The following is a 16,232-nucleotide window of genomic DNA, read 5'->3' on the forward strand; positions in this document are numbered from 1 at the left end:
GACCCGAATGGTACTTACTTAACGACTCCGTGGCGGATGCGAGGTACCAAACGGCTGCCTCGAGTGATACGGTAGGGTTGCTACCCCACCATCTTTCACCCGAGGAGCGAAGCTGAATGTATCCGAAGCGTAGCTTGTGCACACAGCAACAACAGCGGATTCGTCGTCACGTCCACCACAGCGATGCGTACACGTTCTTCAACCTGCTGACCGGCCCAGCGTTGTTGAGCGACATCGAATCGCTGGTCCCGCCGCATCGGGACCGGGTGTTCCCACCCACCGAGACGTTGTCGATGTTTCTGGCGCAGGCACTCAGTGCCGATCGCTCGTGCCAGAAAGCCGTGAACGACACGGCAGTCAAACGCGTAGCCAGAGGGCTGCCACCGTGCAGTACACATACCGGCGCGTACTGTCGTGCGCGACAACGCTTGCCGATGGAAATGCTTTCGAGCCTGGTGCGCCAGACAGGGCGACGGATCACCTCACAGGCTCCCGAGTTATGGCAGTGGCGGGGACGTCCGGTTCGGTTGGTCGATGGCACAACCGTGGTGATGCCGGACACACCAGCGAATCAGGCGACCTATCCACACTCGCGGAGTCAGAAGCCCGGGCTGGGGTTCCCCTTGTGCCGGATCGTGGGCCTGCTGTGTCTTGAGAGCGGGGCGGTGCTCAATGCCGCGATTGGCCGCTATCAGGGGAAGGGCGGCGATGAACAGACCCTGCTGCGCTCGATACTCGACACGTTGGAATGTGGGGACCTGCTGGTTGGTGATGCCTTTTACGCCACGTATTTTCTGCTGTGCACGTTGCGTACGCTGGGCATTGATGCGGTCTTTGAGCAGTACGGAGCCCGCCAGCGCCGGACCGACTTTCGGTGTGGGCAACGGTTAGGCCCACGCGACCACCTGATCGTGCTCCGCAAGCCAACCAACAAACCTGACTGGATGAGTCAGGCTGACTATGATCAGGCGCCCGATACGCTGTTGGTACGGGAACTGCGCACTGGCGGGAAGACTCTGGTAACAACACTGCTCTGCCCTAAGGCCACGCACAAGGCCGCCCTGAAGGCATTGTTTCGAAGCCGATGGCACGTCGAACTGGATTTGCGCAGTATCAAGAGCACCTTGGGCATGGAGCAGTTAAGCTGTCAGACCCCCGCGATGGCCCTCAAGGAAATTTGGGTCCATCTCCTGGCTTACAATCTCATTCGGCTGCTGATGGCTCAGGCGGCACTCCACGCCGACGCGCGACCGCGCCAGCTGAGTTTCAAACACACCCTCCAGCTCTGGATCGCCTGGGAGCAGCATAGCCACGGCCTCAACGGCGATCCAATGCACGATGGCCTGTTAGTCCTGATCGCTCAACAGCGGGTCGGCAACAGGCCTGGCCGCATCGAACCCCGAGCTATCAAGCGCCGACCAAAACCCTATCCGCTGCTCACCAAACCACGTGCGATCGCCAGAGAGGACATCCGCAAATATGGCCACCCTGAGAAGCTTAAGTAAGTGCCATTCGGGTCAGACCCCGTTTATTACAGGCGCTTGACGAATGCACGCACGATCGCGTGTACTGGGAAAACTGGCTCGCACAACCTGCTGCGTAGGCCTCAACCGCCTGGCACCACGTATGACGGGCAAAGGCTGCCCAACAGACCGGAGCCACCTCATCCACCCTGCATGACTAGGCAGTGGCTAGCGTTGATAAGAAATCAAACCAGTCAGGCGACCTTGGAAGGTCCAAAGCATCCAATGCTAGAAACCTGCGGTCATGAAGGCAAAAACAATAATGGCGACGACTGCAACGGCAATTGTGATCAGGAGAAGAGGAGGGTTGTCGCCAAACATTCCAGGCATAATCGACCTCCCGGTTAAAGTTTGTTGGGCTCAGCATAGCCGAGTTGATGTCGGTGGTCCACTGTGAGGATCCACGGCTGGCTGAAGCCTGTTATCAGCAGCGCCACCCGTCTCATCTATCGGTTCGGCGGGTGTTTCATGCGCTGAGAAGCGTTCTTCCCCGTAACGCCCAATCGAGCCGTTTCACGGCTCAGTGCGTTTGACCTGCCGCACCAGCAACCCTGTCCGTGTATCGATATCCACCAGCAGATTGTGACCTGACAAAGGGAGCAGGCGCCACTTAGGACGTGCAAAGCCAATTTCCCTGAAGACCCCGAGAGCCACTTCACATGATGCACTTATTTGCAGACAAAACGAGAGGTCTGTTTTAGCATCCTTATCATCATGAACACACTTTTATCCGTTGGTGTTCTAGTTCTTACCCTCCTCACGCTACTCATTTTCTTGGCATCTTGTGTGATCACCCTTACTGATGGACAGGGCGCCCTGGTGTTCGTGTTTTCTATCCCCGCCATGTCGATATTGCTGTTCTGCGCATTGATGTTAAGTCGAAGAATAAAAGCATCCCCCCACTCAACGTGGCGCATGGACTATCTCCCCAAAATTGTTTCAGCGTTACTGATGGCATTCTTCATGTCCTTACTCGTACCAGGCCTCCGAAAGCTCCCTGATACCTTCATGGACCTCGTTGGAACAACTTTTACGTATGCTACTGGAGCGACCCCTTACGCGTTTTTCAAGGAACGCGCGTCATTCCCAAACAAGCTTTCCGTACAGCTACAAAAGGAAAACCAAAAGGCAATTATCTTCTCTGATCTTGACGTGACCTTTGCATGGGATAGGGTCTGTATTTTTGGACCTTACACGAATAATGCAAAAGCTAGATCCGTACTACACATGAATTGGAATATCGAGGAGCGCAGTGAGATACATTTTTCAGATTCCGTCAATGCGCTCGTGTTTTTATATCAAGGACGCGTCAATCAAGTGGTCGACCTTAAGCGTGGCATTGCGGATTTCAAAGATCTTGATATTTGCCTGAGCCGAAACCAAGCCAATTTCGAACATAGAACCGACGCGAATGGACTTACAATACTCATGCTGGATAGATCAGATCCTTTCAACCACCAATAGAGCAAGGCCTGTGGTTGGACCAACAAGCACATCATTGCATTTCCCAAGACTTCAGGATTTGCAGCGCCTGCCTGCGAGAGAAGCTCTTCTGTATATTCCCCGATTGAGCTGTCTCAGGGTTCAATGCGTTTCCCCTGCCGCACCAGCAGCCCTGTCCGCGTATCAATGCTGACCAGCAGCTCATGAAGACTAAAGAGCAGAATGGCCCCTTCACACATGATGCGCCAGACCAGATTGCCCATCACAAGGGCTGCAACCCCCCCAAGGCGAGTGAAAATCGGACCAGCCGCATACTCATCCAGCGCATCAGGCGACAAGATCGACAACAGCCCGCCAGCGGTGATGAAGCACGCTCCAATAAAGTAGATGACTTTAATGAGCTGCGGCGTCACTAATTCTCGAAAGGCAAAATACTCCGCGTAGAAGCTCATGTATTTCACCGATTTTGCTCGTGGTGCATTCAAGGCCTGCTCACACACGGAGCACTTCGTGGCCGAAGCATCGTTTTCCATAAAACATTGTGGACACTTCATAGATACTCCCTCCGGTCGGTGGTTCAAAGATAGACAACACTGCTTCGTGCAGCTTATCCAACTTCCGGCTCAGAGGCGAGAGCCCAATTCACAGCCGGGTCCTGGGCTGTGTGAGTCGTCAGAATCGATTCCGAAAGAAAACGAAGGAAGGTGTTTACCAACCCCATCGGAACACCGTATACTGCGCGATCTCATACCTGCCTAAAGCGCAAGGCCGGAGGGGTGACGGAGCGGCCGAACGTGCCGGTCTTGAAAACCGGAGATGGGGTAACTCATCCGCGAGTTCAAATCTCGCCCCCTCCGCCATATTTCAGCAGGCTGTGAACTTTCATCCAAACTACCTTCCCGCTCAACTCTCCCAAGTGTCGATATACCGGTTGAGCCGCTTCGCGGCCTTACGAAGATCATCCTCACGCGTGAGGTTATACCGGTCAAAGACTGATCGGGTCTTACGAACGAAGAATCTACGAGCTCGACTCCCTGAGACCATGCCCCCATTGCTGTCCGTGATGGCTCAGATCGAAGAAAAAGTCGTGAATCACATTCTCGAGGGCTTGAATCAGAACGGGATGGACTCCAAGCAGTCGGTGAAGTTGTTGGAGCACATCGGGCGGATTATTGAGATAGGCATGCAAATGACACGGGGAACGACATATTAACTAGGACCGACAGTAGTCCTGGGTCTGCCTCGCCTAATAGAATACGCAACAGGAAGGATAACAGATGGTTCAGTTGCTTATTATTGTTCTCTTGCTCGGGGGAATCTGGACACAAGAGGTATCAGCGAACCCCGCCCATGGCCGTATACAGCAGATGACATCGGGAGACCGAAACACGCTCTTTGCCAAGTTTCTTCAAGGCAGTGGACAACGCTGCGACTCCGTGACACGAAGCTTCTTCCAGGGGGCAACGAAGTCGGATGATGCCGTTTGGAATGTGACCTGTCGTGACGGCCAGATGTTTGCCGTCCTGATCTATAACGACGCCAAAGGGTCATCCAAGATCCTCAGCTGTGCAACGCTGAAGGCTATCAACGCAGGTGACTGTTTTAAAAAAGTTCTAAGAGAGTGACTTGGTACACGGTAGAACCACGCTTGCTACCTCTGTTCTTCTGATTATGACGAGCGCGGCCTGTGCGGACTTCACAAGGCCGGTGATCTCAGCCCTCAATGCTGACATTGTTGTGGTCTTACATCATAAGAAAGCCGAACATATCCGCCTGCAGGGGATAGACTGCCTGGAAAAGGCCCAGGCGTTCGAGCAGCGGGCGAAGCAAGCAACATCGAGCTTGAGTTTTTCAAAGACCGTCACAGTCGAAGCCTACTGTTAGGACAAGCACAAGCGAGGGAGAAGGGAAACTGAATTGGAAGGATCCGATCGGGCTTGATGCCACGATTTTTGATCGAGGATACCGGGCAACCGGCTCCAGGAGCCATTAAACTCCTCTTTACAGACTTATCCACCAAGCGTAGCCTTATGACCGTACGATCCAGCCCACACCTTGTGAGAAGAGAGGTGACCTATGGCAGTCTCTCTCAACCCATTTCAAAGCTCACTCCAGTGGCTTCACAATCCTCTTGCGAGAGCAGCCGTGCTGTGTATTATGGGAGTCCTGTGTGTCCTTGCCTTCAGCTATTTCGCGACACGGCAATGGCTTTAACCACGCAGAGACGACCCATCGTTGAATCGAAACGCCTTCCGTGACCTGACGACAGGCAGGGTGCCACAGAAGCTGCCTTCCGGTGCGGATAGTGGGTAGCACCTACCCGTTTTGTCCCGGTGCTGTAAATCTCAGAAGAGCCTAAACCCACGACCGGAGCTCTACTTCAGTTCTCATCAAAACTGTCTCATACGGATGCAGTGCCTTGTTGACAGTACCGGCCTCAGATCCTGAAGCACTCGTACCCGTCTTCCCTTTGCACTTCTTTGAACAGAGTGGGCTACCCATGGCCCACTGTCCCATCCCGCTGGATACCAGCCAAATCACAGCGACACCCCCGTTTGATGGGTCTTGCCACCTACGAGGGTAGTAGTCGCATTTCCGTTCTCGTATTACCGTGCAATGACCATCGAGACTTCTCAAGGAGGCGTAATGATGATGCCCCAGGCAATGGTCTCAAAGATCGCAATCGACTGCATCCTGTCGGAAGGAAGCGAAGGGTTACAGGGCGAAGGATGTATTTATGCACTCTCCTCCTCCCCTCCTTCGATCACAGGCCCTGAACAGTTGCACCCTGGTGACTATGTCAAATTACGCCTGTGGTTACCCAACGATGAGGGTTCAGCTATCCAGATAGACCTCGCCGAGGTCCAGTGGGTCAAACACCAGTGGGTCAAGCTCGACTTGCTCCTCACCTCGTCCAAAGATCAAGCCCGGCTCAGGCAGTTCATCGCACCGGCAAACCAGGCGCAACCGGTTCCCCACCGAATGTGGGAACAGATTGTGATTCGCGCATGAAGGTCGAGCGATTGGTCGGAAAACATGGATAGCGTGATGCGCCAGCATGGGAGGGCGTACAGAGCACGTGGGTGAAGGACGTTGTGTGCGGATGCCCACCCGCAGGCAACGACGGTTTCTTCTCCCTCCCGAAGAAACCTCCCTTCACTCATATTCCTATGAATGTTCCATACAAAGCCTCAGGGTGAGCAGGAGAACCACACGTGGAAAAACAACCGAATTCTAGAGGAGCTATTCGACGGGAACTACGTGGGAAGGCCTGTCCTTTCTGCGGAGGGAGGACGTATCACCTGGTGCTTCGCACGACAGGCATTGCAGACCAGTCAGTCCTCTCTGCTCGATGCCGTCACTGTGGTCACCCCAAAAGTCTCGAGACGGACTTCAAGCACATCTTGTGGATCTGAGCGCATGTCACCGCCGCCGGATAACATGATCGATCACCGAGGAGGGTACACAATGGCAATTACCAGACTCAAAATGTATCTTGGCCGTACCGAACGGAAACGTAAAGCGCTTCACATGCTGATACTCAGCGGAGTGGTGCGGCCCAGCCACACTGAACTACGATATACAACGCTGCTCTCACAGGCTGAAGAGGAGAGTAATAGTTCCCAGAATAGCGCGCTTTCTCCTGCTCACGCATCGGACTATCTCCATCAATTTCTCCAATCACTACAGAGACGAATCACACAGCTGATCCCGCTAGAACCAACGCACTAGGAACACAGCCTGTTCAAGCCTCGCCGTGTGGCAACCTCGAGAATGTGCTTGCGCACTTTAGCCAAGTCCGAATGCGAATCATCCCTTGTGCCTCTCCCTTGAGCTGAGGTAAGATGCCTCCGCGTCGGTGATGCTCCGCCCTGGCGATAATTTCCGCTGTGGATGCGGCCCGATCCCTACAGTTGTGACGTGGAGAGGTGGCCGAGTGGCCGAAGGCAGCGGTTTGCTAAACCGCCGTAGGGACAAAATCTCTACCGAGGGTTCAAATCCCTCCCTCTCCGCCACTGTTGCTATCATGAATTTTCTCGGGTAATCCATCGCTTTTAGCCAAGCCCTCCGATCTCCACCCTGTGAAATATGTGTTGTAGGACCAAGATGCGTGTCGTATGCTTACAAGCTTCTTTGGCCTCTTATAAGAAAGGACCCGACACTCTATGCGAACCCGTACACTGACTCTTGCGGCAGGGCTTTTCCTTCTTGCAGCCCCTTTATGGGCAGCATCGGACCCAGCCAACGATGACCAAAAAACCTTGTATGCCCTTGGCTTGGCTCTCAGCCAATCAATCGGGACATTCTCCCTGACCGAGGCTGAACTGGACATGGTCAAGAATGGGATGACCGATGGCGTGCTCAAGCGCTCGCCCAAAGTCGATCTCCAGACCTTCGGGCCAAAGATCCAGCAACTTCAGCAAGCCCGTCTGGCCCTCGTCGCCGAGGGTGAGAAAAAAGCTGGAGCCGCATTCACCGCCAAAGCAGCGACAGAAAAGGGCTCCATTAAGACTGAGTCCGGTATTGTGATCACCCCGATCAAGCCCGGAACCGGCGCAACTCCGAAGGCAACCGATACCGTCAAGGTCCACTATCACGGCACCCTCACCGATGGGACCGTATTCGACAGTTCCATCAAGCGTGGAGAGCCTGCCACGTTCCCCCTCGACAAAGTCATCAAGTGTTGGACAGAAGGGGTCCAACAGATTAAGGTCGGTGGCAAGAGTCGGCTGATCTGTCCGTCTAGTCTGGCGTATGGTGATGCAAGCCCGCCTGGTTCACCCATCAAGCCAGGATCCACCTTAATATTTGAAGTGGAACTGCTCGAGATCGTGCCTGCAAAATAACCGCGAGAGTGCCGCCTCCTCTGCGAGGCGGCACTCCATTCAGCTTTCTATCCACTGACCAATCGTGCAAACCAGCCCCGCTGAACACCACCCCTCAAGACTGCCGTGAGTGACAGGGACTCTCTTCCTCGCACCGAATCGGCCTCCCCCTCACCAATGCGTTGGCTCATCCTCGGCTTACTCTTCTCCATCAGCGTCGTCACCTATATCGATCGGGTCAACATTTCCGTCACCGCTCGTCAGATGATGCCGGCTCTGGGACTGACCGACCAGGAAATGGGCTGGATTTTCTCCGCGTTTGTCGTGGGGTACGCCCTCTTCCAAATTCCTGGGGGATGGTTAAGCGACCGCTGGGGAGTGCGCATCGTCCTCACTATCGCCCTCATCTGGTGGTCCTGTTTTACGGCCTGGACGGCCGTGGCTGCCACATCGTTCCTCGCTGGACCATTGGGAATCGTGAGCGCACTTGCCTTGATTCGCTTCTTCCTTGGGGTTGGAGAGGCAGCAGCCTTGCCGACCTTTAACCGAGCGGTCACGGACTGGCTTCCACGCCACGAACGAGGACTCGGTATCGGCATTGCCATTGGAGGAATCGGCGTCGGTGCGGCCATCACCCCTCCAATCACCGCTTGGATCATGGTCAACTATGGGTGGCAGACGGCATTTTATCTTTCAAGTGGTCTTGGTCTAGGTCTGGCCGTCATCTGGTGGCTGCTTGCGGCTGACCGCCCCACGAACCACCCCGGGTTCACTCCTTCCGTAGCCCCGATCGCCACGGCACCCACGCCGACTTCCCAGACTTTGATGCCCTGGGGTCGGCTCAGACACACCTCCACGGTCTGGTGGCTCATGCTGAGTTATGGATGCCTTGGCTATGTCGCGTACGTCTATATGTCCTGGTTCTATCTGTACCTCGTCAATGAACGAGGCTTCAGCATCTTACGCGGTGGACTCTTTGCCGCCGCTCCATTCCTGGCCATTCTCCTGTCATGCCCCCTTGGCGGATGGGTCACGGATCAACTGGCGGCCCGACATGGCGTCACGCGAGGGCGTCGGATGGTCGGCATGGCCGGGATGGGTCTAGCCGCTCTGTCCATTGCCATTGGCGCCCTGGTCGAATCACCCTACCTCGCCATTACCTGTCTCTCATTAGGAGCAGGATGGCTCTATTTCACCATAGGCGCCTATTGGTCCTCCATCAGCGACTTGTCTCCTGCCCATGCCGGAAGCCTGTCCGGCTTGATGAACATGGGAGCCAATCTTGGTGGGGCAATCTCCCCAACCCTCACGCCATGGATCGCGCAACAGTGGGGATGGCCTGCTTCGCTCGGCCTGGCAGCGTTCATGGCGCTGCTCGGTGGATTCATGTGGCTCCGTATCAATCCGGAAGAACGGCTCACGGAAGATGGTGTTGAGACCTAAGTGCTCAGCCATCTCAGAGTTCAGCGTTTAGAACTCGGCACTGCAGTACTCCTTGTCACCAAGAGGATGCCCTTGTTACAGTCAGCACCATGACGCTCCAATTTCAGAAAAAGGATCCTCGGATCACCATTACCACTCAGCTGGGGGAGATCAAGATCCGCCTGTACCCTGATGCTGCACCTCGGCATGTCGAAAACATCATCAACCTGGTGAAGATGGGGTTCTACGACGGCACAGCATTCCATCGGGTGGTACCTGGATTTCTCATCCAAGGTGGCGATCCCTTGAGCAAGCAGCCGGATCGTATGCTCCATGGCACCGGTGGCCCCGGGTACTTTCTCTCTCCTGAACCGAACGATTATCCCCACAAGCGGGGCGCACTCTCCATGGCCAAGATGCCGCGTGAGAGCAACAGCACACGCGACTTCAACGATAACGGCTCACAATTTTTCATCTGTGTGGACGACAACAGCGGATTGGACCGGCGCTATACGGTGTTTGGAGAGGTCTTTCGCGGGATCGACGTGGTCGACAAGATCGTCGCGGCGCCACGAGATCAATATGACAATCCCCTCGATCCAATCAGAATGACCATGACCGTCAAAGAATAGCCGGTCGACAGGAACAAACCCTCGTTCAACACCACCATCAATCCGGTGAACGCTCAAACCCTTCCAGCCTCAGATCCAGAATCCATTCGCCTGGCCGGCAACACCATCCGGCGAGGGGGGCTCGTGGCCTTTCCAACCGAAACGGTCTATGGACTCGGCTGTGACGCGTTGAATCCTGATGCAGCGGCGAAAGTGTTTGAAGCCAAGCAACGGCCGCAATTCGATCCGCTCATCGTCCATATTGCCGATCGGAGGCAACTGGACAATGTGGTGAGAGCTCTTACAACAACAGCCCGGCAGCTCATCGATCAGTTTTGGCCGGGACCACTGACGTTGGTCTTGCCGAAACAGCCGACCATTCCGGATCTGGTCACCGCTGGCCTGGATACCGTCGCCGTCAGAATGCCGAACCATCCGGTAGCACAGGCACTGATTCGAGAGGCAGGCACACCGATTGCCGCACCGAGCGCCAATCTCTTTGGCTACGTCAGTCCTACAACGGCTCAACATGTGGCAGACGGGCTTGGACGTACGATCGATCTCATCCTCGACGGAGGACCTTGTCCCGTCGGCGTTGAGTCGACCATCGTCTCACTGATAGGCCCCCAGGCTGAATTGTTGCGACCTGGGAGTATCACGCTTGAACAACTCAGCGCCGCCATCGGCCCACTCAGCCGATCGTCTTCCGTGGTCGATCAGCCGACCGCCCCAGGACAACTGGCTCGCCATTACGCAACCCAAACTCCCGTCACAATCCTGACCTCCGCCAAGACACGACCGACACCCACCAAAAACGAACGGGCTGGATTGTTGATCTTCTCGGAAGCCAATGCAACGGACGAGCGTTTTGCAGCGGTTGAGGCCCTCTCGGCAACCGGCGATCTTCGGGAAGCCGCACGCCATCTCTTTGCGGCTCTTCGGCGGCTGGACGCGCAAGGTTTGGATCGAATCTATGTGGACCCTTGTCAGGAAGAAGGGCTGGGGGTAGCGATCATGGACCGCCTGCGCCGCTGCGCCGCCTTATGAGGCTCGCATCGTCCACCATGCCCTATAGACTGATCCGCTAAAATAGACGACAGAACAATGAACAACTGTGTTGTGACTGTCTGTAAGGAACTCACACCTGGTGGGATAAAAACGGATAGTGCTAGAGGAACCGTACGCCCTTGACCGCTTTGGCGACAACGTACATCCGAATATTGTTACTTCGATCGTCCGCCGGAAAGAGGAAGAAGCCGGGCCGAGTTGAATCGTAGCCAGTCGTCGTGCCCACTAAAAGTTCGCCGTCCTGGAACGTGACCTCTACTTTTCTCCCGGACAAGGGCTTGCCTGGAACGAATGACTTACCCTCCTTGTAACTTCCATTTCCCACAAAGTCGCGCACGAAAAACACCGCCTTCAGCTCCTGCATGATCACGCGCGTGGGCGGGGCCGATGTCTTAGCTCCCTCTGCCTTCACGTGAAAATATTGGGCCCCGGGAGAGAAGTCTTGGGCATAGCCCTTCAACATTGATCCATTCTGATACCGCACAACGATCTTGGCTGGACCGGTCATACACCCTCCCTCATTCGCAAAGGCCTGACGTGCTGCTTTCGCAGTATCGCCGTGGCGGGCGTTATTCCCAAGAAAAATGTGATTCCTGAGGGGACTGAGCGGGTCTATCCGGATTATGTCGTGAGGACCTCTCGCCACATCACGGCAAGATCGCGAAGTGCTGTACTTCCATCACCAACATAGACTGAGCCGTGCATCGTCGCGAGCCGTTTCGGCTGGAGTGCCGCCAGTCGGTTCAGCGTCACCTCCGTCAAGGAGCAATAGGGCACATAATTCGCCAACGGACCTCGCTGATACTCCAGCAGCGTCTCCCGACATCGGCCGATGACATCCGATTCCGTCATTGGTTCAACATCCCCATCTTGGTGAAAAAGGTCCGAGCAGAGGAGCGTCCGTTGGGTCTCCTCGAACAGCAGTCCCGCTTCCCAACAATGGGGTACATGCGGCGTGGCGAGAAAACGAAAGCGATATCGTCCGGTTTCGAGTACGTCACCATCAACCATCCCTTTGGCGGGACGAAGCGCCAGACAGTCGTCGACGCTCACCATCTTGCCGACCACACTGCACAGAACTTCCGACTGCGGAGCCAGCTGCTGCCACTCCGGCACTGTCGCGCATTCGTCAGACTCGAAATGGCTGAACCCGATCCAGCGCAAGGTCTGCGGATTAATAAGCGACGCCACGGCAGATTTGACCTCCTGAAAGAGTGCCCGCGGACCGGTGTGGAACAGCAGCGGCTGATCGTCGCGCACCAAAAACTGACTGAACTGAATATTGAACGGTTCAACGAACGTGGTAAGACGGAATAGGTCCGGAGCGATCTCAGTGATCTTGGCCATGAAATCTCCTCAAGGATTTGGGGGGCCGATCATACGTAGGGCAGTGAAAGAGCAAGACGACGATAGAAGGATTCTGATGATGTACTGAGGATGATTGCTACTGACGGCGATCATGCCAAAGCCACTTGTGAAATGATCCACGCACGTCAGAGTATCCCACGCCATGTCATCATTCGGTTTTCATCTCGCCATCCAGTAAGCGGAGAGCGTCCGTAAGGCCTTGCTGAGACCAGGAATTCTTCGGAAATCGCTTCAAATCTTCACGAAATACCTGCTCCGCTTCTACGGCGCGCCCCGCCTTGAGCAGAAGCATACCAAGCTCTTCTCTCACAGGTACCGTCCACTCGGGTGGCTCCCCGTAGACGAGCGCATCTTCTCGCCGCACGGCCTCCCGGAGATGAGTGATCGCGCCAGGCAAATCACCTTTCGCCGCGTCGATGTGGCCGGCAAGCACTTCAACGGCAATATCCAGCACGAGGCCGGAGCTGTTGAATTCAAGCCGCAGAGGCCTCACCTGACGATCCTGAGCGATGGCGCGCAACTGCACCAACGTGGCATCGGCCGCCTTGAGGTGACCACGTGCCACCAACGCTCGCCCATGCGCGTACAGCCATATAGCACGGGCATGTAGCAGATCCTCAGCTGGCCCCTCCGCACTCAACAGCTCGTCCCATCGACCGAAACGCACGCGCATCTGCAACTTGCGCGTCTGGTGATGCTGAAGAAAAGCCATTCCGGGCTCGTGTAACAATTCCTGGGGAACTAAGGCCGCAACCTTGTCTACCGCAGCGATGGCCTGCGCTTCTCGGCCGATCATGCTCACGGCAAACGCGAGAAAGTCGTAGTTATGTGGATAATACCCAAGCACATAGATGCCGACCGCTGGGTTATGGTCTCGGAAGTAGGTTTCATCCGCATGCACGGCATGCTCGTTGGCCTTGATCGCATCCTCGTACCGGCCCACCCGAATGTAGATATGGCCCGGCATGTGCACCAGATGCCCCGCGCCAGGCATCAGGCCTGCGAGACGTTCGGCAGCCGCGAGTGCCCGTTCTGGTTGGACCGCCTCAACCGCATGGATGTAAAAATGGTTCGCACCCGGATGACCAGGTTCGGCAGCTAGGACTTGTTCGAGCCGTGACAAGAGCAATTCCGTATTGGGCCTAGGGTTACCCTCAGCCGTCCAATAGTTCCACGGGCTCAAGTCCATCAGTGACTCTGCATACAGCGTCTTGGCCTCGAAGTCATCCGTGAAACGCTGCACCACATCCGCCATCGCACGCGAATAGGCGGCATCCAATTCAGCCCGGTCTGTTGATGGCTCGGCTACGTACCGCATGGCAAGCGCTTGGATCATGGCTTGCTCTCGATCGCTCACCCCTGGTACACGCTGAACGGCTTGCTGAATCGCGGAATAAGCCAGACGACCGTTCGTAGCATCCATCGGCGCATTGATGTTGGGCCCATAGGCAAGCGCGATACCCCAGTAGCACATGGCACAGTCCGGATCGAGTCGCGTACCCTCTTGAAAGGACCGAATAGCCTCTTGATGGTTGAACGCGTAGTAGAGCCGTAATCCCTGATCGAAGTACCGCTGCGCAAGCGGCACCGTGGTGGTGATCGGATAGTGCAGCGTACCCAGGTTGTCATAGAGCGGCACCTGAGCCGCCTCGCTTGTCTGAATCTGGGAACCAGGGTCCCCGTACGTGGCCTGCACTCCAGCCAAGCAAAATAGGAAAGTCACGATGAGAACGCTCAGGCAAACACCATCACCGTGTTTCATTGCAGCACCTAAAGTAGAGGAACTACAAAAATGGCTAAACCCATTTGTTTGCAACAGAAGCTGTATCGACTTGCGTCCTTGCTTATATCCAGATTGGTTGCTTGTTCGCATGTTGGTGCGAGAGAGCATAGTACACGGTTTAATGCTCGGGTCAGACCAGGCGGTTGTCGACGTGGCAAGTTAGTTCAAGCACATTGTTAAGCGCTATCTTCTATGACGAAGGCCATACGCATTGTATCTCCCTGCATATTTTATCGCTTGAGAGGTGAGATCTTCATGCTCTTTAGTCAGGACCACATCGGAGGTTCCCCTAAAATTCTTTTCTCTCGCTTCGCAATATTTGCGATCTTTCTCAGGCACACCCGGAAAGTATTTTGCGAAGCCGTTAATGCTGAAGCACGCTATCTGGTCTTGAGCGATATCCCGCTCGGCATCGGCCTCGGGGGCAGCAACATTCAAGCCAACCAATTCATTTCGAAGGGTCGCCACTGGATCATCAGCCATCGCAGTTGACACTGCAATAACTAAAGCCAATAGCTGGATGTGCTTCATATTGCCCAACAACGTTTAGGAAGACCTTCGTATAGAATCAGACCTTCTAGTTCCCATCCGTTTAATACGCTTCTGTGCTTCGCGAACGATACTCCATATCCGTTATCGGTCCAATCAGCGGCATCCTGTCAGCTATTGAGCACAAGTTTGTCTGAGGACCGGCGTACATCCTTCATTGTATAGAGTCACATTCATTCTAGGAGTCGGTACCGTCTCCACGCATTCCAACGCTCTGTCATCTTCCATACCCTGCCCGTGCGATTAGCTCCTTTAGCCCATTCAAATCCAACCACCCTGGCACTAGTTCCTTCCCCACGATGAAGCCTGGCGTCCCTGAGATGCCGAGTTCGCGGGCAAGAGCCCGGTTCTTCGCAATGACAGACTGCCATTTGGGATCGGCCATGTCGGCTTCCAACCGCTTCGCGTCAAGACCGACCTTCGCCGCGATCTTTAGAATCGATTCCTTCGTCATGTCAGCGTGCGACTCGAGCAGCGCTTCATGAAAGGCCTGGTGCTTCCCTTGCGCATATGAGGCGAGTGCAGCCTTCGCCGCAAGCTCAGACGGTTCACCCAGAATGGGGAAATCTTTATAGACGACCCGCACTCGAGGATCGACTTTCTGCAATTCCGTGACGGCGGATGCCGCCTTCTTACAGAACCCACAACGATAGTCATAGAACTCCACCACGGTGATCTCGCCTTTTGGGTTGCCGCTGACCGGTGACAGAGGATCGTGCAGCAACTCATCCTGCTTCGTTTTGAGGGCTACTTTTTGACGTTCCTTCTGTTCCGCTTCTCGTTTGGCTTCCATCGCCTGCAGCGATTGCTCGATCACTTCAGGATGGGCACGAATGTAGCGCTCAATCGCAGCATCAGCGACATCCGGAGCAGAAGTTGGTACACCCTTGGTATCCTTCGCCGTTGCAGAACAACCAGCGGCGAACAGGGCCAAGCCTGCAAGGATGGTCAGCGAGAGAAAAAACTCATTCTGGATGTTTGGACCACGCATAGAATTTGACTCCTGATCTAAGGATGATCAAAAAGAAAGGCCGCTGAGAATAGTGGGGAATGAGTTCTCTACAGCGTCCGGGCACAAAGCACTTCATCTTGGCGAAGTGCTTCGAGTGCAGTAGCAGGAACAGTCGTCACGGTAAGCGTACTTCCAAGGGCAGTAAAGACTTCGATCGAGTAGCCTTCGGTCCCATCCGGCGCCACGTGATGCTCAACAAGCTTGACGATATCACCCCGACGGAGCTTATGCACCGGTAGGTCGCAAGCCAAAGCTGCATCTGTATAAAGATCAAATCTCACAATGCCCTCCGACTATCAGGAATCAGTGTAATAAACTTTGTTATTCCCGACAAGTGTTCTGTCATCCAAATTGTTCGAACAGAGAGAATATTCCCATTAGGGCCCGTCAATGCACCCCTGATTTCATAGTACTGCCCGAACTGGTTCCTCTCAAGAAGCGCTACATCTAACGGCAAAATCTGCTCGCGTAAGTCACGTAAGTGATGAACGGCGTTATTCAATTCATAGCCCGCTTGGCGTAAAAACGACGACTTGTCCCATCGAAGTTGTGGCACCAAGAGATAGCGTACGAGCTTCTCCACCGAAATGACTGTTTCAGCCGGTAACTTCATGGCAACAGGCGAAC

At 54.9% G+C, this 16,232-nt stretch carries 19 protein-coding genes and 2 tRNA genes; 13 read left to right on the forward strand and 8 right to left on the reverse strand.

Annotated features, from left to right (window positions below):
• The first annotated feature begins 116 nt into the window (after positions 1-116).
• Both COMA1_RS17745 and COMA1_RS17750 read left to right on the forward strand, forming a co-directional pair.
• Positions 117-1,505: an IS4 family transposase gene (locus COMA1_RS17745; RefSeq protein ID WP_090750878.1), complete on the forward strand. Its 1,389-nt coding sequence runs from the start codon at positions 117-119 to the stop codon at positions 1,503-1,505.
• Positions 1,506-2,237: 732 nt separating this feature from the next.
• Positions 2,238-2,987, forward strand: a complete 750-nt coding sequence (locus COMA1_RS17750) for a hypothetical protein (RefSeq protein ID WP_090750879.1) — start codon at positions 2,238-2,240, stop codon at positions 2,985-2,987.
• 113 nt (positions 2,988-3,100) lie between these two features.
• Here COMA1_RS17750 and COMA1_RS17755 read toward each other — a convergent pair whose 3' ends face one another.
• Complete coding sequence (locus COMA1_RS17755) at positions 3,101-3,520, reverse strand: DUF4282 domain-containing protein (RefSeq protein ID WP_090750880.1); 420 nt, start codon at positions 3,518-3,520, stop codon at positions 3,101-3,103.
• A 216-nt stretch (positions 3,521-3,736) separates the two neighbouring features.
• Here COMA1_RS17755 and COMA1_RS17760 point away from each other — a divergent pair.
• From COMA1_RS17760 to COMA1_RS17805, 11 genes are all read left to right on the forward strand, one after another.
• Positions 3,737-3,826, forward strand: a tRNA-Ser gene (locus tag COMA1_RS17760).
• 182 nt (positions 3,827-4,008) lie between these two features.
• Entirely contained in the window at positions 4,009-4,179 is a 171-nt protein-coding gene (locus COMA1_RS21205; RefSeq protein WP_176698155.1) for a hypothetical protein, read from the forward strand.
• 64 nt (positions 4,180-4,243) lie between these two features.
• Positions 4,244-4,591 (forward strand): hypothetical protein, encoded by a 348-nt coding sequence (locus COMA1_RS17765; RefSeq protein ID WP_090750881.1) that lies wholly within the window; start codon positions 4,244-4,246, stop codon positions 4,589-4,591.
• Between the two features lies 1 nt (position 4,592).
• Positions 4,593-4,850 carry a thermonuclease family protein gene (locus COMA1_RS17770; protein ID WP_090750882.1) on the forward strand — a complete coding sequence of 86 codons (258 nt, stop codon included), beginning with the start codon at positions 4,593-4,595 and terminating at the stop codon, positions 4,848-4,850.
• Positions 4,851-5,612: 762 nt separating this feature from the next.
• The gene (locus COMA1_RS17775) at positions 5,613-5,978 is read left to right on the forward strand and encodes a hypothetical protein (protein WP_090750883.1); all 366 of its coding nucleotides are present in this window, start codon (positions 5,613-5,615) and stop codon (positions 5,976-5,978) included.
• 456 nt (positions 5,979-6,434) lie between these two features.
• On the forward strand, positions 6,435-6,698 hold the full coding sequence (locus COMA1_RS17780) for a hypothetical protein (RefSeq protein ID WP_090750884.1): 264 nt from the start codon (positions 6,435-6,437) through the stop codon (positions 6,696-6,698).
• Positions 6,699-6,889: 191 nt separating this feature from the next.
• Positions 6,890-6,982: transfer RNA gene (locus COMA1_RS17785), tRNA-Ser, on the forward strand.
• 150 nt (positions 6,983-7,132) lie between these two features.
• Positions 7,133-7,813, forward strand: coding sequence for an FKBP-type peptidyl-prolyl cis-trans isomerase (locus COMA1_RS17790; protein ID WP_090750885.1), 681 nt, complete (start codon positions 7,133-7,135; stop codon positions 7,811-7,813).
• Between the two features lie 156 nt (positions 7,814-7,969).
• The gene (locus COMA1_RS17795; RefSeq protein WP_090750886.1) at positions 7,970-9,235 is read left to right on the forward strand and encodes an MFS transporter; all 1,266 of its coding nucleotides are present in this window, start codon (positions 7,970-7,972) and stop codon (positions 9,233-9,235) included.
• Positions 9,236-9,324: 89 nt separating this feature from the next.
• Positions 9,325-9,846, forward strand: coding sequence for a peptidylprolyl isomerase (locus COMA1_RS17800; RefSeq protein WP_090750887.1), 522 nt, complete (start codon positions 9,325-9,327; stop codon positions 9,844-9,846).
• A gap of 45 nt (positions 9,847-9,891) precedes the next feature.
• Positions 9,892-10,872, forward strand: a complete 981-nt coding sequence (locus tag COMA1_RS17805) for an L-threonylcarbamoyladenylate synthase (protein WP_090750888.1) — start codon at positions 9,892-9,894, stop codon at positions 10,870-10,872.
• Between the two features lie 121 nt (positions 10,873-10,993).
• Here the strand turns inward: COMA1_RS17805 and COMA1_RS17810 are convergent, their stop codons facing one another.
• From COMA1_RS17810 to COMA1_RS17840, 7 genes are all read right to left on the reverse strand, one after another.
• Positions 10,994-11,401 (reverse strand): DUF6982 domain-containing protein, encoded by a 408-nt coding sequence (locus COMA1_RS17810; protein ID WP_090750889.1) that lies wholly within the window; start codon positions 11,399-11,401, stop codon positions 10,994-10,996.
• 113 nt (positions 11,402-11,514) lie between these two features.
• Positions 11,515-12,240, reverse strand: a complete 726-nt coding sequence (locus tag COMA1_RS17815; protein WP_090750890.1) for an oxygen-binding di-iron domain-containing protein — start codon at positions 12,238-12,240, stop codon at positions 11,515-11,517.
• 169 nt (positions 12,241-12,409) lie between these two features.
• Positions 12,410-14,023, reverse strand: coding sequence for a tetratricopeptide repeat protein (locus COMA1_RS17820; protein WP_090750891.1), 1,614 nt, complete (start codon positions 14,021-14,023; stop codon positions 12,410-12,412).
• 204 nt (positions 14,024-14,227) lie between these two features.
• Complete coding sequence (locus COMA1_RS17825) at positions 14,228-14,575, reverse strand: hypothetical protein (protein WP_090750892.1); 348 nt, start codon at positions 14,573-14,575, stop codon at positions 14,228-14,230.
• 235 nt (positions 14,576-14,810) lie between these two features.
• Positions 14,811-15,584 carry a DsbA family protein gene (locus COMA1_RS17830; RefSeq protein ID WP_090750893.1) on the reverse strand — a complete coding sequence of 258 codons (774 nt, stop codon included), beginning with the start codon at positions 15,582-15,584 and terminating at the stop codon, positions 14,811-14,813.
• A 68-nt stretch (positions 15,585-15,652) separates the two neighbouring features.
• Positions 15,653-15,886 (reverse strand): DUF4926 domain-containing protein, encoded by a 234-nt coding sequence (locus COMA1_RS17835; RefSeq protein WP_090750894.1) that lies wholly within the window; start codon positions 15,884-15,886, stop codon positions 15,653-15,655.
• Positions 15,883-16,188 (reverse strand): DUF6883 domain-containing protein, encoded by a 306-nt coding sequence (locus COMA1_RS17840; RefSeq protein ID WP_218055421.1) that lies wholly within the window; start codon positions 16,186-16,188, stop codon positions 15,883-15,885. Before COMA1_RS17840 ends, COMA1_RS17835 begins: the two co-directional genes overlap by 4 nt.
• Positions 16,189-16,232: the final 44 nt, after the last annotated feature.

The sequence above is a fragment of the Candidatus Nitrospira nitrosa genome (assembly GCF_001458735.1).
Lineage (GTDB): Bacteria > Nitrospirota > Nitrospiria > Nitrospirales > Nitrospiraceae > Nitrospira_D > Nitrospira_D nitrosa.